This is a genomic window from Bradyrhizobium sp. CB1015, assembly GCF_025200925.1.
GTDB lineage: Bacteria > Pseudomonadota > Alphaproteobacteria > Rhizobiales > Xanthobacteraceae > Bradyrhizobium.
The window spans coordinates 5,365,992-5,380,021 of the sequence record NZ_CP104174.1; the positions used below are offsets into that span (position 1 = coordinate 5,365,992).

General features: G+C 65.0%; 12 protein-coding genes. 7 read left to right on the forward strand and 5 right to left on the reverse strand.

Going from position 1 to position 14,030, the window contains the following annotated elements; translation table 11 throughout:
* Positions 1-203: 203 nt before the first annotated feature.
* The gene (locus N2604_RS24990) at positions 204-2,498 is read right to left on the reverse strand and encodes an exopolysaccharide transport family protein (RefSeq protein ID WP_260370818.1); all 2,295 of its coding nucleotides are present in this window, start codon (positions 2,496-2,498) and stop codon (positions 204-206) included.
* A 201-nt stretch (positions 2,499-2,699) separates the two neighbouring features.
* Here N2604_RS24990 and N2604_RS24995 point away from each other — a divergent pair, with 201 nt between their 5' ends.
* The 3 genes from N2604_RS24995 (at position 2,700) to N2604_RS25005 (ending at position 6,915) form a co-directional block, all read left to right on the forward strand.
* Positions 2,700-3,833: a glycosyltransferase family 4 protein gene (locus N2604_RS24995; RefSeq protein ID WP_260370819.1), complete on the forward strand. Its 1,134-nt coding sequence runs from the start codon at positions 2,700-2,702 to the stop codon at positions 3,831-3,833.
* 115 nt (positions 3,834-3,948) lie between these two features.
* Positions 3,949-5,499, forward strand: coding sequence for an undecaprenyl-phosphate glucose phosphotransferase (locus tag N2604_RS25000; protein WP_260370820.1), 1,551 nt, complete (start codon positions 3,949-3,951; stop codon positions 5,497-5,499).
* 171 nt (positions 5,500-5,670) lie between these two features.
* On the forward strand, positions 5,671-6,915 hold the full coding sequence (locus tag N2604_RS25005; protein ID WP_260370821.1) for an O-antigen ligase: 1,245 nt from the start codon (positions 5,671-5,673) through the stop codon (positions 6,913-6,915).
* 81 nt (positions 6,916-6,996) lie between these two features.
* Here the strand turns inward: N2604_RS25005 and N2604_RS25010 are convergent, their stop codons facing one another.
* Entirely contained in the window at positions 6,997-7,473 is a 477-nt protein-coding gene (locus tag N2604_RS25010) for a MarR family winged helix-turn-helix transcriptional regulator (RefSeq protein ID WP_260376305.1), read from the reverse strand.
* A 147-nt stretch (positions 7,474-7,620) separates the two neighbouring features.
* On the opposite strand from N2604_RS25010, the gene N2604_RS25015 reads away from it, so the two are divergent.
* Entirely contained in the window at positions 7,621-8,817 is a 1,197-nt protein-coding gene (locus N2604_RS25015; RefSeq protein ID WP_260370822.1) for an FAD-dependent monooxygenase, read from the forward strand.
* A gap of 110 nt (positions 8,818-8,927) precedes the next feature.
* Here N2604_RS25015 and N2604_RS25020 read toward each other — a convergent pair whose 3' ends face one another.
* From N2604_RS25020 to N2604_RS25030, 3 genes are read right to left on the reverse strand one after another with little or no spacing between them, the layout of a single operon-like run.
* Complete coding sequence (locus N2604_RS25020; protein ID WP_260370823.1) at positions 8,928-10,106, reverse strand: trans-acting enoyl reductase family protein; 1,179 nt, start codon at positions 10,104-10,106, stop codon at positions 8,928-8,930.
* Positions 10,107-10,115: 9 nt separating this feature from the next.
* The gene (locus tag N2604_RS25025) at positions 10,116-10,898 is read right to left on the reverse strand and encodes a DUF169 domain-containing protein (RefSeq protein ID WP_260370824.1); all 783 of its coding nucleotides are present in this window, start codon (positions 10,896-10,898) and stop codon (positions 10,116-10,118) included.
* A gap of 53 nt (positions 10,899-10,951) precedes the next feature.
* On the reverse strand, positions 10,952-11,719 hold the full coding sequence (locus N2604_RS25030) for a YdcF family protein (RefSeq protein WP_260376306.1): 768 nt from the start codon (positions 11,717-11,719) through the stop codon (positions 10,952-10,954).
* Positions 11,720-11,913: 194 nt separating this feature from the next.
* On the opposite strand from N2604_RS25030, the gene N2604_RS25035 reads away from it, so the two are divergent.
* The 3 genes from N2604_RS25035 to N2604_RS25045 all read left to right on the forward strand — a co-directional run bounded on the left by N2604_RS25035 (position 11,914) and on the right by N2604_RS25045 (position 13,807).
* Positions 11,914-12,855 (forward strand): acetamidase/formamidase family protein, encoded by a 942-nt coding sequence (locus tag N2604_RS25035; protein ID WP_260370825.1) that lies wholly within the window; start codon positions 11,914-11,916, stop codon positions 12,853-12,855.
* Positions 12,856-13,054: 199 nt separating this feature from the next.
* The gene (locus N2604_RS25040) at positions 13,055-13,252 is read left to right on the forward strand and encodes a hypothetical protein (RefSeq protein ID WP_024341172.1); all 198 of its coding nucleotides are present in this window, start codon (positions 13,055-13,057) and stop codon (positions 13,250-13,252) included.
* A 75-nt stretch (positions 13,253-13,327) separates the two neighbouring features.
* Positions 13,328-13,807 carry a GcrA family cell cycle regulator gene (locus N2604_RS25045; RefSeq protein WP_260370826.1) on the forward strand — a complete coding sequence of 160 codons (480 nt, stop codon included), beginning with the start codon at positions 13,328-13,330 and terminating at the stop codon, positions 13,805-13,807.
* Positions 13,808-14,030: the final 223 nt, after the last annotated feature.

A 14,030-nucleotide genomic window follows, 5' to 3' on the forward strand; every position in this document is an offset into this window, starting at 1 on the left:
GATGAGGCTAATCAGCGTCAGTGCTCGTTGAAACTGCTGCCGCGCACTCCGCCCTCATCCTGAGGAGCCCGCCCAAAGCGGGCGTCTCGAAGGATGGCCGCCGGGAAAAGCTCTCAAATGCGATAGCCCTGCCCTCCAGGGCAGGGTAATGGGCAGCACCAATGTCACCCAGTCTCACGAATGCCCGGCAGCGACTTCCGCGCCTACGCCGCCACGACGCGTGGGGCTTCCACCGTCGGCTGCACCGGCTTGCTCAGCATCGTCACCGCGCTGAAGCCGACGGCTCTCAGCTGCTCGCACATCTGCGTGCGCGCATCCGGTGCCATCGACGCATCGGGCACCACGACGGCGCGGGCATGCGCCGTCAACAGCTCGGCCGGGAGATCGGAGGCGCTGCCGGCGTCGATCAGCACGTGATCGTAAGCCCGCAGCAGCGCATCGATCGCGAGCGCGACGCGCGGCGATTGCAGCAGGCTGCGGTCGAAGCCGGGACGGCCGGCCATGACCAGATGCAGCCGCGACAGCTTGTCCCGGGTGATGATCTGCGCGAACGAGGCCTCGCCCTGCATCAGCTCGGCAAGGCCCGGAGACTGCGCATCGGCGGAGACTGCGGCAATCGTCGGCGAGGACGCGGCGAGATCGACCACGACGACGCGGGCATCGCGCGCCAGGTTCCGCGCCAGCGTCAGCGTCGACAGCGTGATGGCGTCGCCGGGCGCCGTGCCGAGCACCGTGACCTTCTTGGCCGCGGCGCCCGCGGCACGCAGATCGTCGGCCAGACGTTCGATCTCGGCGAATTCGCCGATGTCCACGTCGGCCGCCATCTCCGGCTGCAGCGGCGCAGGCTCCGCCAACACCGTATCCAGCATTGGTTCGCTGGCCCTGTCGACCGCGGGCTCGATGGCCCGCTGAACGACCAGCCGCTCCTCGCGCACCGGCGCCTGCGCCGGGCTCATTGCCGCGCGCGGCGCGGTCTGGCGCAGCAGCTCGCCGGTGACGACGACACCGGACGAGAGCAGCAGCGTCGCGATCGTCGCGATCAGCACGATCGGCAGCTTCTTCGGATAGGCCGGCGTGTTCGAGACGATGGCGCGCGAGATGATGCGGCCGTCGGTCGGCGCGGTGTCGATGGTCTCGCGGGTGTTGGCCTCGCGGTATTTGGCGAGATACGTCTCGAGCAGGTCGCGCTGCGCCTTGGCCTCCCGCTCCAGCGCGCGGAGCTGGACGTCCTGGCCGTTGGTGGAGGCCGCCTGCTTCTTGAGCTGCTCGAGGCTCACGGTCAGGCCATCGACCCGGCCGCTGGCGATTCGGGCATCGTTCTCGAGCGAGCGCGAGATCTTGGCGGCTTCGTCACGAATCTGATTGTCGAGGTCGCCGAGCTGCGCCTTCAGCTCCTTGATCCGGGGATGATTGCCGAGCAGCGTCGAGGATTGCTCGGCGAGCTGCGCCCGCAGCGTCACCCTCTGCTCCGACAGCCGGCGCATCAATTCGGAGTTCACGACCTCGGATGCCTCGATCGGCTTGCCGCTCTGCAGCATCTCCTTGATCAGCCGTGCCTTGGATTCCGCATCCGCCTTCATCGAACGCGCATTGTTGAGCTGGGTGTTGACCTCGCCCATCTGCTGGTTCGACAGCGTGGTGTTGTTGGTGCCGACGAACAGGCTGGACTTGGAACGGAAGTCCTCGACCCTGGCTTCGGCGTCCGAGACCTTCTTGCGCAAACTCTCGATCTCGCCGGCCAGCCACTGGCTCGCGTTCTTGGCTTGCTCCTGCCGCGCGCTCTGCTGCAGCACGAGATAGCCGTCGGCAATCGAGTTGGCGACGCGTGCGGCGAGATCCGGATCGGCAGACTGGAATTCGACGACGATCACGCGCGACTTGTCGACGGCATAGGCCTGAAGGCGCTCGTAATAGGAATCGAGCACGCGCTCTTCCGGCGTCATCGCGAACGGATCGCGGCCGATGCCGATGAGCGCCGCAAGCGACTTCAGCGGCGAGATGCCCTGCAGGACGGGATCGAATTCGGGGCGCTCGGCGAGCTTGTTCTTCTTGATGATCTCGCGCGCGAGATCGCGCGACAGCACCAGCTGCACCTGGCTGGTGACGGCCTCGGCATCGAGCGCCTGGCGCTCCTCGGTGCGGTCGCTGTTCGGACGCAGGAACACGTTCTCGCGGCCGTCGATCAGGATGCGGGTTTCGGACTTGTAGCGCGGCGTGACGAGATTGACGATGGCGAGCGACGCGACGAGCGCCAGCACCGTCGGCACGACGACCCAGCCGCGCTTGCGCGCCAGGGCCGCACCGAGCGCGTGCAGATCGATGTCGCCGGCTTCGACCTGCGCCGGCTTCGCGATGACGGGCGCAGGCTTCGCTTCGATCTTGGCTTCAACCTTTTCGATCTTGGCTTCACTCTTGGGCGCAGCTTCGCCTTTGGACTTCGCGACGGCCCGCGCGATCACAGCCTTGTCCTTGCCGGCACGCCAGAACGCTAAACGCATCGAACACTCCCGCAGGGCAATGCTGCGACTCTACCTCAACCGGGGCGATTACACTCCATTAAGGTTGCCGCTGGGTTAATCGCGACGACACGCGCCTTGCGTGCGTCGACCCGTCACCGTTTGTTAACCACGAGCCCCCTTAATCCATCTCGATTATTTCGTGAGAATTGTTCGGCAGTCGCCGTCGAGCTGGTTTTGATCATGTCCCCCTCTCCCGACCGGCCGCTTCGCATCCTCCACGCCGTGCGCGCACCGGTCGGCGGCATCTTCCGCCACATTCTCGACGTCGCCAACGGCCAGGTCGACCGCGGCCATCATGTCGGCATCCTCGCCGACAGCCTCACCGGCGGCGAGCGCGCCGACAAGGCGCTGACCGAGCTCGCGCCGCGCTTGAAGCTCGGCGTCCACCGCATGGCGATCCGCCGCGAGCCGTTGCCGGACGACGTCCTGGTATGGCTCCGCATGCGGCGGCTTATCGCCGCGCTCAAGCCCGACGTGATGCACGGGCACGGCGCCAAGGCCGGGGCCTTCATCCGCATGCGGCGACGCTCGGACAAGAGGATTCGCATCTACACCCCGCATGGCGGCTCGCTGCACTATCCACTCAACACCTTCAAGGGCGAGTTCTACGCGCGACTCGAACGCGCGCTGATGGATTCGACGGACCTGTTCCTGTTCGAGAGTGCCTTTGCGCGCGACACCTATCAGCGCATCGTCGGCACGCCCAAGGGCGTGGTGCATTGCGTCTTCAACGGCGTGACGCCGGAGGAATTCGAGCCCGTCGTCACCGCCGAGGATGCGACCGACCTCTGCTATGTCGGCGAGTTCAGGCACATCAAGGGCGCCGACCTGCTGGTCGACGCCGTGGCGCGCCTGCACGAGGGCGGCAAGAAGGTCACGCTCACGCTCGGCGGCGACGGCGAGGAGACGGCTGCGCTGAAGGCACAGGTCGAGCGGCTCGGCCTCGCGAGCGCCATCCGCTTCATCGGTCACGTCAAGGCGCGCTACGGCTTCTCCAAAGGGCGGCTGCTGGTCGTCCCCTCGCGCGGCGATTCCATGCCTTACGTCGTGATCGAGGCTGGCGCCGCGGGCATTCCGATGATCGCCTCCAAGATCGGCGGCATCCCCGAGATCCTGGGCGCCGACAGCCCCGCGCTGTTTGCGCCCAGCGATCCCGAAGCCATGGCGGAGGCGATCGCCGCAGCGCTGGACGATCCGCACACTACCGCGCAGCGCGCGGTCTCCTTGTGCGAGCGCATCTCGGCGCATTTCTCGCAGGCGGCGATGGTCGAAGGCGTGCTTGCCGGCTATCGCGACGCATTTGCCAATCATTAACCATCCTTAAGGCAGCTTTAGAAAATCTTCCGATTTGTTCGATAATCGAACCGCCAGGGGATGCTTGCCCGGGCGCAAGGCCGTGCCGCGGGTTTTGGAATGGACGTGGACGCCCGTGGAACCGCTCAACGCACGCTCGATGTTCGATGCCGCGGCCAGCGCTGCGGCAAAGCCGGCTGACCAGCCCTTTGTGGAGCGCCGCCGCCGGCTCTCGCCTGCGGCGCTCGAAGTCGTCAACCAAAAGGTCGCCCGCGCCTATTCGCCGATCGTGATCGCCGGTTTCGTGCGCCTGGCTGATTTCGCGCTGCTGAGCCTCGTCGGTGTCGCAGTCTATCTCGGCTATGTCATGCCGCTGGCTGAGGCGTTCAGCTGGATCTATCCAGCCGAGGTCATCGCCGTCGCCATCGCCGCCGTGGTCTGCTTCCAGGCCGCCGACATCTACCAGGTGCAGCTGTTCCGTGGTCAGCTCCGGCAGATGACGCGGATGATCTCGTCCTGGTCGTTTGTCTTCCTGCTCTTCATCGGCATCTCCTTTTTCGCCAAATACGGCAGCGAAATTTCGCGGCTGTGGCTGGCCGCCTTCTACTTCCTCGGGCTCGCCGCTCTGATGGCCGAGCGACTTGTGCTGCGCTCGCTGGTCCGCGGCTGGGCGCGCCAGGGCCGGCTCGACCGCCGCACCGTCATCGTCGGCTCCGACAGCAACGGCGAGCAACTGGTCGAGGCGCTGAAGGCGCAGGAGGATTCCGACATCCACGTGCTCGGCGTGTTCGACGACCGCAACGACAGCCGCGCGCTCGACACCTGCGCCGGCGCGCGCAAGCTCGGCAAGGTCGACGACATCGTCGAATTCGCCCGCCGCACCCGCGTCGACCTCGTGCTGTTCGCGCTGCAGATCTCGGCGGAGACCCGCATCCTGGAGATGCTGAAGAAGCTCTGGGTGCTGCCGGTCGACATCCGCCTCTCCGCGCACACCAACAAGCTGCGCTTCCGTCCCCGCTCCTATTCCTATCTCGGCGAGGTGCCGACGCTCGACGTGTTCGAGGCGCCGATCACCGACTGGGACCTGGTGATGAAATGGCTGTTCGACCGTATCGTCGGCAGCCTCGCGTTGCTCGCAGCGCTGCCGGTGATGGGACTGGTTGCGCTCGCCGTCAAGCTCGACAGCCCCGGCCCGGTGCTGTTCCGACAGAAGCGCTTCGGCTTCAACAACGAGCGCATCGACGTCTACAAGTTCCGTTCGATGTACCACCACCAGGCCGACCCCACCGCCTCGAAGGTCGTGACCAAGAACGATCCGCGCGTCACCCGCGTCGGCCGCTTCATCCGCAAGACCAGCCTGGACGAGCTGCCGCAGCTCTTCAACGTGGTGTTTTCAGGCAATCTCTCGCTGGTCGGCCCGCGCCCGCATGCGGTGCAGGGCAAGCTCCAGAGCCGGCTGTTCGACGAAGCCGTGGACGGCTATTTCGCCCGCCACCGCGTCAAGCCGGGCATCACCGGCTGGGCCCAGGTCAACGGCTGGCGCGGCGAGATCGACAACGAAGAGAAGATCCAGAAGCGCGTCGAGTTCGACCTCTATTACATCGAGAACTGGTCGGTGCTGTTCGACCTCGTCATTCTCCTGAAGACGCCGATCTCGCTGCTGACCAAGAACGAGAACGCGTATTGAGTTGATTTTCTCTGTCATGCCCCGCCTTGTGCGCAGTTGCGCACTGGGGCGGGGCATCCAGTACGCCGCAGCGGCAGCTGTCTTGCGCAATGACCGCCGCGGAGTACTGGATCGCCCGGTCAAGCCGGACGATGACGACGTTGTGTGGCGTGCGAGTAGCGTGAGCGTGTGATGGCGTATGCGGCAACAGCCGGTGGAGTGAACGTAGCCGCAACGGACGCGCCCGGCGTGCTGGCGCTGCAGCGCGCGATGGTGTGGCTGGTCGGCGCCTCTGGCGCCATCGTCTTCATCGAGCCGAGCCCCTACGAGATCGCGACGCTGCTCGCGACCGTCACCTTTTTCGCCACCGGCCTGCGCCTGCGGCTCGTGCTGATGCCGCTGCTGTTGATGCTGATCCTGCTCAATGTCGGCTACACCATCAGCGCGATCCCGCTGTTCGAGCAGACGGAGGTGGTGAGCTGGATCGCGACCTCCTGGTACATGGCGGTGACGGTGGTGTTCTTCGCCATGGTCATCTCCGAGGACACCGAGGCCCGGCTCGACATGCTCCGCCGCGGCCTCGTGGTCGGGGCGATGATAGCCTCGCTGCTGGCGATCGCCGGCTACTTCCACCTGGTTCCCGGCGGCAACGACCTCTTGACGCTTTACGGCCGCGCGCGCGGCACGTTCAAGGACCCGAACGTGCTCGGCGCCTTCCTGATCCTGCCGGCGCTGTTCGCGCTTCAGAGCGTGGTCTCCGACAAATTGGCCAAGGCGTTCCGCAACGTCATCGCCTTCGGCATCATGTCGCTGGCGATCCTGCTCGCCTTCTCGCGCGCCGCCTGGGGCGGCCTGGTGCTGACCTCCGCCTTCATGCTGGCGCTGATGGTGCTGACCAGCCGCACCAACGCGCAGCGCTCGCGCATCGTCATCATGGCAATCGTCGCCGCGGTGCTTGGCCTCGCGTTGATCACCGTGCTGCTGTCGTTAGATGCCACCGCCGAGATGTTCAAACAGCGCGCGAGCTTCGACCAGAGCTATGACGAGGGCCGCTTCGGCCGCTTCGGCCGCCACATCCTCGGTGCGGAGATGGCGCTCGACCTGCCGTTCGGCATTGGTCCCCTGCAATTCCACCGCTACTTCCCCGAGGACACCCACAACTCCTACCTCAACGCCTTCATGTCCGGCGGCTGGCTCTCCGGCGTGTGCTATCCCGCGCTGGTCTTCACCACCGTCATCATCGGTTTCCGCCACATCTTCATCCGTGTGCCGTGGCAGCGCGCCTACCTCGCGGTCTTTTCCGCCTTCCTCGGCACCGTCGGCGAAAGCTTCGTCATCGACACCGACCACTGGCGGCACTTCTGGATGATGCTGGGCGCTGTGTGGGGCATGATCGCAGCCGCCCAGGCCGACAAGACTAAAGCGCGATGCGATTAGGATGAATCGTCATCGCGCTTTAGGTTGTTGTTTGAGCATGATCTTTTCGGAAAACCGCTACGCACTTTTCCGGATCATGCTCTAGGACCGGCGAGGACGCTTCTTCAGCTTGAGCTCGGGCCGCTTCTCCGGGGGCGTATCGAGCAACCCCTTCAGCGCCTCGGTTGCCGCCAGCACACCCTTGTAAGCCTCATTGGCAAAGCGCAGCAGCAAGCGCAGCTCCTCGTCGGAATAGGCGCCAAAGACCTTCTCCATCGCCTGCTGCATCGGCACGTAGAATTGTCCGAGCTTTGCGATCGCCTCGGGCACGACCGCGATGAACACCTTGCGACGGTCCTTCTCGTCGCGCTCGCGGCGCACGAGGCCAGCCTTCTCGAGCCGGTCGACCACGCCGGTGATCGCACCGGTCGTCAGGCCCGTTACCTCGGCGAGCCTCCCTGCGGTGACGCGGCCCTCGAGATACAGGATGTCCATGCATTCGAGGTCGGAATTGGCAATTCCGGCAACGTTGGCGACGGTCTGGCCGTAGAGCACGCCCTGCGCCGACGACCTGCGCATCGCGTCCTCGAGCTCCAGCAACAGCGCCGCGCGCGCCTTCGTCCTTGACAAGACCGGCCCCTTATCTTAGTTGATATATATCTTAGTCACTAAGATATTTAGCGACCGTATTTTCTCCTAGCACCACGCAAACGTCGGGAGCAAGCCATGGCCCACCGTCCCCGCAAGGCGCTGATCATCGGCGCCGGCATCGCCGGACCCGTCGCCGCGATCCTGCTGCGCCGCGCCGGCATCGAATCCGCGATCTACGAGGCGTGGCCCTATTCGAAAGGTATCGGCGGCGGCCTGCAGATCGCACCGAACGGCATGCATGTCCTGGACGAGATCGGGCTCGCGGGCAAGCTGATCAGCCGCGGCTCGGTCGCGGAAGCCTTCGACTTCTATTCGCAGGGCGGCGAGAAGCTCGGCTCGATCAACCGCGACCTGGCGCGGCGCTTCGGCCAGCCCGCCGTCAACATCGCCCGCGCCACGCTGAACGAGATCCTGGTCGACAAGGCCTGGTGCGCCTGCGTCTCGCTCTATTTCGAGAAGCGCCTGATCAAGGTCGAGGATCGCGGCGACCAGCCGATCATCGCCTACTTCGCCGACGGCACCACCGCCGAAGGCGACTTCCTGATCGGCGCCGACGGCGTCCACTCGGTGGTGCGCCGCCAAGTCGTGCCTGACGGCCCGCAGCCGTTCGACACCGGCCTGATCGGCTTCGGCGGCTTCGTGCCGCACGCTGTGCTCGACGGCAGATCCATCGGCCAGCACGTCGAAACGACCTTCGGCCAGAGCGGCTTCTTCGGCTACGGCTATTGCAGCCCCGATCCGAATGACGGCGTGATGTGGTGGAGCACCCAGCCCGCACATGGAATGGACGCGGCAATGTTCCGCGCGCTCGACCATGCGACGCTGAAGCAGCATCTGCGCAGCTTCCATCACGGCTGGCATGATCCGATTCCCGCCATCATCGAAGCGGCCGAGAACATCGTGGTCACCGACACGCTGGACGTCGCGACCCTGCCGACCTGGTCGCGCAAGCGTTCGCTCTTGATCGGCGATGCCGCGCACGCAACCAGCCCCCATGCCGGCCAGGGCGCCTCGCTGGCGCTGGAAGACGCGATGCGGCTCGCGCGGCTGATGCGGGAGGGACAGGAGCTCGGCGCCACCTTCCAGGCCTTCGAAGCCGAGCGCCGCCCGCGCACCGAGAAGATCGTTGCCATCGCCCGCCGCAACGGCAACAACAAGCGCGAGTTCAGCGCCACCGGCGCCTGGATGCGCAATCAGATGCTGAAATGGCTGCTGCCGCTGGGCGCAAAAGGCATGGACTTCATGTACGCGTATGACGCAAGGGCGGCGTAGCCACAATCTCGACGTCATCGCCCGCCTTGTGCGCAATTGCGCACTGGGGCGGGCGATCCAGTACGCCGCGGCGGCTCGCTTCTAGCCGCGCTGCCTCGGAGTACTGGATCCTACTTCTCCACCTTGAACGTCAGCCCCGCATTGTCTTGCAGCCGCTTGATCAGCTTGTGCTGCATCGCTGCGCCCGGCGTCCAGAAGCCGGCGGGAACATCGCTCGCATCACGCAGCAGGCAGATGGCGCATTCGGAGATCATCTTCGAGGTCGAGCCGTAGCCGGGATCGCGGTCTCCCGTGACACCGGCGCGGACCATGCGGCCGTCGGGGGCGATCGCGACATAGAGCAGGTTGAACAGGCCGGTCTCCCGCTCCTCCTTCGACGGCCCCTCGCCCGGCTTCGGCGCCTTCGGCCCGGTCTTCTCGGCATTGGCCGCCATCACGCGCTTGGCGTTGGCTTCGCCCTTCTCGCCGGCGCCGGTCAGCACCATCTCATCGTAGACGAAGTCCTGGCCGTAGGGAAAGCCCATCAGCATGTTGGAGCGATGGACGTTGCGGGTATTGATCAGCGCCATCATGAACGGCGCGGCCCAGGATTGCAGGTCCTCCTCATAGACTGCCCTGTTGCCCTTGGGCTGCTTCGGGCCGGTGAAATCAGGCGTCAGCGCGAAGTGGTCGTTGAGGATGGCGACGAGGCTGAGGTCCTTGGAGACGGCGTCGAAGGTCGCCTTCGCGCTCGCCGCGGTGCCGCCTGACAGCGTGCCGCGCATGTCGCGCACCCGCCCTTTCACGCGCGGCGCCGGCGCGCCGAACACGCGCTTGGCCTCTTCCTGCACGAAGAAGGTGCCGAGCTCGAACGGCACGGAATCATAGCCGCAGGAGAACACAATGCGCGCGCCGCTCGCCTTGGCCGCCGCCTCGTACTTGTCGATCATCTGCCGCATCCACACCGGCTCGCCGCAGAGATCGAAATAATCCGCACCCGCAGCGACGCAGGCAGCTAACAGATCCTCGCCGTAGAACTGGTAGGGACCGACCGTCGTGATCACCGACTTGGTCTGCGCCACCATCGCCTTCAGCGACGCTGCATCCGACGCATCCGCCACGATCAGCGGCGTGTCGGCGGGCGCGCCAATCGCATCGCGCACCGATTTCAGCTTGTCGAGGCTGCGTCCCGCCATCGCCCATTTGAGCGCCTTGTCGTCCTTGTAATGCCCCGCCAGATATTCGGCGACGAGCTGGCCGGTGAAACCGGTCGCGCCGTAGACGACGATGTCGAATTTCGCAGAGCTCATGATCGGCCTTTACTTCTTCGCGTAGCTCACGCCCATGCCGGCACGGACGTCGCTTTGAATGCCATAGGGCGGGATCGGATAGCGCAGGCCGTTCTTCGCCAGCGCCTTCATGCCCTCGATTGCCTTGGCGAGATGCGAGGGCTTCAACGCCATCAGCATCTCCTCGTCCGGCACGCCGCCATAGCGCCGTTCGGCATAGCATGGCAAGGACAGGCTGGGCTCCCCGGTCTTGAGCGCCCGCCCCCAGGAATCCGCGCAGGCGGTCTCGCCGACCACGCCCCACTCGAATTTCTTGTAGCCGGTATATTGCAGCCCGTTGATCAGGATGATCATCTGCCCGGGCGTTGCATAGACGAGGCAGATGTCGGGTGGATCGAGCCGGCCGCTCGCCAGCGGACTGACGGCGAGCGCCTGATAGTGTCCGAACGGAACCACGTCCAGCGCCTCCTGGCGCTTGCGCGCGTCCTCCGCCGTGCCGTGCCAGACCCCGACATAGTTTTCGCCGGCGAGCCATTTCTCGTCCTGGGGGCTGAGACCGATCACCGCGCGGCATTGCGCGCCTACGAGATCCTCGGCGGTGATGCCGACGGTCCAGCCCAGGCGCGCGGCCATGCTGACGATCTGGTCGGTGGTATGGATTGCGTTCGGGCGGCGGATCTTCGGGATCGCCTCCATCTCGGCGACGCTCGCGAACAGCTTCATGCCGATCACATTCGTCTTCAGCCGCAAGAGGCTGTTGAGATCGGCGACGAGGCCGGCGAGATCGATCCTGTCTGCACTTTGCTGCTGCATGGCTTCCTCCGCGCCGGCGATCGTGCGCCGTGTTCTTGTCTTGCGGTCCCGTTCTAGTCCCTGCCCGGTCCCGGAAGCAACTCGGAGGTCCTGCCCATCAGACGGTAAGCGGTAAGACCGATCCACTCGCGCACCGCAACTTCGGTTCGTCTCAAGCCGTCCGCGCCCATGTTGGTAAAGGAAAAGAGGTCGTCGCGTCCCCCCATCCGCCAGTCCACCGGATAGGCCTCGACGTCAAATCCGGCCTTGCGGAAGATTCCCATCGAGCGCGGCATGTGGAAGGCCGACGTCACCAGGAGCCAGCGCTCACCTCGCTTTGGCGAGACAAGCTGCTTGGTGAAGATCGCATTCTCCCAGGTGTTGCGGGAGTCACGTTCGAGGATCAGGCGGTCCTTCGCGATGCCGAGATTCTCCAGGATCGGCGCGGAATAGTCGGCCTCCCTGGCCTCGGTCGAGAGCAGGTTCGAGGTGCCGCCGGTGAAGACGATGCGCGCATTGGGATAGCGGCGCGCAAGCTCGGCCGGCGCAAACAGACGATCGGCCGCGTGCGCGACGACCGGCGTGCGATGCGCCGCCGACAGATCGGTGTCGACCGAGCCGCCGAGCACGATGATGCCGTCGGGTGCGCCGCGCGAGGCGTCCCAAGGCGGGAAGCGCGATTCCAGCGGATAGATCAGGAGATTGCCGAGCGGCGAAAACGCCGCGAGCGCCAGCAGCACCAGCGTGGTTATGGCAAGCCTGCGGCCAAATGCGGCAAAGCGCGTCCCCATCAGCACCACAGCCACGATTCCAAGCTCGACCAGGAGATTGATCGGCAGCAGCGCGGTGCCCAAGGTCTTGGAAAGAACGAAAAACAGTGGAGCCTCGCTGAAATCACCTGGTCTGAATGACTGGCCTGAATGACCTGGCCGGTCTGTGCGGGCTTGACCGGCCCCGCCATCTTCAGAAATCTTCTTGAAAGAGGATCGATCGCCGGGTCAAGCCCGCGCTGATGAAACGGAAGCGGACGCGGCCCATGACCCATCATCACCTGCATTCCAGCCCCGAAACCTGCCATTGGGGCTTCTTCGAAGCCGCACTCAAGCCTGTCCTCACCGTGGCCAGCGGCGACGAGGTGACAGTCGACACCATCAGCGGCGGTCCCGATGTGCTGCCTGATCGGGACAAGTTTCACATTCCGCCCGAGATGCACCAGGTTCATGCCACAAACGAGCGCATGCTGCCGGGCCACATCCTCACCGGCCCGATCGCGGTCGAAGGGGCCGAGCCCGGCGACGTGCTCGCGGTCGAGATCCTCGACGTGCAGCTCCGGCAGGATTGGGGCTGGAACTTGATCAAGCCGCTGTCCGGCACCCTGCCCGACGATTTCCACGAGACGCGTATCCTGAACATTCCGCTCGACCGGACGCGGATGGTCGGCCGCATGCCGTGGGGCCTCGACCTGCCGCTGAAGCCGTTCTTCGGCGTGATGGGCGTATCGCCGCCGCCGGCCTGGGGCCGCATCTCATCTCTCATTCCGCGCGCAATGGGCGGCAATCTCGACAACAAGGAGTTGGGAGCCGGTGCGACGCTGTACCTGCCGGTGTTCGTGCCGGGGGCAATGTTCTCCTGCGGCGACGGCCATGGCGTGCAGGGCGACGGCGAGGTCTGCGTCACCGCGATCGAAACCGCGCTGCAGGGCCGCTTCCGCCTGACGCTGCGCAAGGACCTGAAGCTCGACTACCCGCGCGCCGAAACGCCGACGCACTACATGACCATGGCGATGGACCCCGATCTCGACCAATGCGTGGTGCGAGCGCTGCGCGACATGATCGCGCTCATCGGCGAGCGGCGTAACCTGTCGCGGGAGGATGCCTACACGCTGTGCAGCCTCGCCGCCGATCTCCGGGTGACCCAGACCGTCAACGGCGCCAAAGGCATCCATTGCATGATCGAAAAGGCGATCGTGCACGGCTGAGGCGGCCGCCCCTTCCCCGACGATTGAACCCCCTCGCCGCCCGGTCTGCCTCGCGGCGCGCTGAGTCGTGGGTAATTTCCCGTGCGATTCCAACATGCTGAGCGTCACGCACAGCCCGCATTTGACTTCCACCCGTGAACCTAAATAGAGTCTTAATCGTTACTTTTATGTATCCGAGTAAGAGGCTAGCGTTCGGGCCATGGCCACCGAAAAAGCCGAGACTGACCGCATTCCCGTAACTTTGGCGCTCTCGACCATCGCGTATCTGGAGAAGCTGGTGAGACAGGGCACCCACGGCACCAGCGTTCCCGGCGTCGCACGGACATTGATCGAGGAAGGCATCCGTCTCGCCATCAAGGACGGTCTTCTGTCGATCCGCGACAATGGCAGGACGTGAGCGCGCCCGGTGCGTGAGGCGGACGGATCTCGAGACAGCGGATGGTCGACATCTGCAACCTAGGATCGTCTACAAATGCCTGTTCTCTCACCCACCTGGACCGACGAACGAATCGAACTTCTGAAGCAGCACTTCGAGGCGGGTCTCTCCTGTCGCGAGATCGCCGCCGACATCGGCGTCAGCCGCAACGCGGTGATCGGCAAATTGTCGCGGCTGAATCTGACGCGCGGCCGGACGGTCGAGGACCGCAAGGTTCAGGACAGAGGCTTGGCGCCGGTGCGGGTGCGCAAGGCCGTGCCGCGGCTGCAATACGAGATGCTCGCCACGATCTATGGCGAGACCGATGCACCGGTACTTGCAGGCCCGATCGACGAGACCAACCGCTGCTCGCTGCTGGAGCTGTCCGAGAATCGCTGCCGCTGGCCGATCTCGACACCGGGCGCAGACGATTTCTGCTTCTGCGGCAACACGGCGCCGGACGGCCAGCCCTATTGCGACGGCCACAGTCGCCTCGCCTATCGGCCGCCGGTGCGCGCCCGCGCGATCCGCGGCTGACGTTGCGCGCATCTCGACAACAAAAAACCTCCGGCGGGGCATCGCCGGAGGTTTCTGGAGGCTTAGCATGAAGCTAAGAGCCGCAACTTTCGTATCTGGCTGAGGCCTATATAGCTTAGTAACTCAAGTAAGTAAATAAATTTGGGCCATCGAATCGCATGGCTCGCCTTCGCGTTCCGCAACGCAATTCGATTTTTCAGAAGACAAATGCCCATGAAAAAAC

Coding starts and splice junctions, on each gene's coding strand:
- N2604_RS25005 (WP_260370821.1), top strand. CDS start 5,671: ATGGCGTATGCGGCAACAGCCGGTGGAGTGAACGTAGCCGCAACGGAC.
- N2604_RS25025 (WP_260370824.1), bottom strand. CDS start 10,898: ATGCAGCAGCAAAGTGCAGACAGGATCGATCTCGCCGGCCTCGTCGCC.
- N2604_RS25010 (WP_260376305.1), bottom strand. CDS start 7,473: ATGCGCAGGTCGTCGGCGCAGGGCGTGCTCTACGGCCAGACCGTCGCC.
- N2604_RS25015 (WP_260370822.1), top strand. CDS start 7,621: ATGGCCCACCGTCCCCGCAAGGCGCTGATCATCGGCGCCGGCATCGCC.
- N2604_RS25035 (WP_260370825.1), top strand. CDS start 11,914: ATGACCCATCATCACCTGCATTCCAGCCCCGAAACCTGCCATTGGGGC.
- N2604_RS25045 (WP_260370826.1), top strand. CDS start 13,328: ATGCCTGTTCTCTCACCCACCTGGACCGACGAACGAATCGAACTTCTG.
- N2604_RS25020 (WP_260370823.1), bottom strand. CDS start 10,106: ATGAGCTCTGCGAAATTCGACATCGTCGTCTACGGCGCGACCGGTTTC.
- N2604_RS24990 (WP_260370818.1), bottom strand. CDS start 2,498: ATGCGTTTAGCGTTCTGGCGTGCCGGCAAGGACAAGGCTGTGATCGCG.
- N2604_RS24995 (WP_260370819.1), top strand. CDS start 2,700: ATGTCCCCCTCTCCCGACCGGCCGCTTCGCATCCTCCACGCCGTGCGC.
- N2604_RS25040 (WP_024341172.1), top strand. CDS start 13,055: ATGGCCACCGAAAAAGCCGAGACTGACCGCATTCCCGTAACTTTGGCG.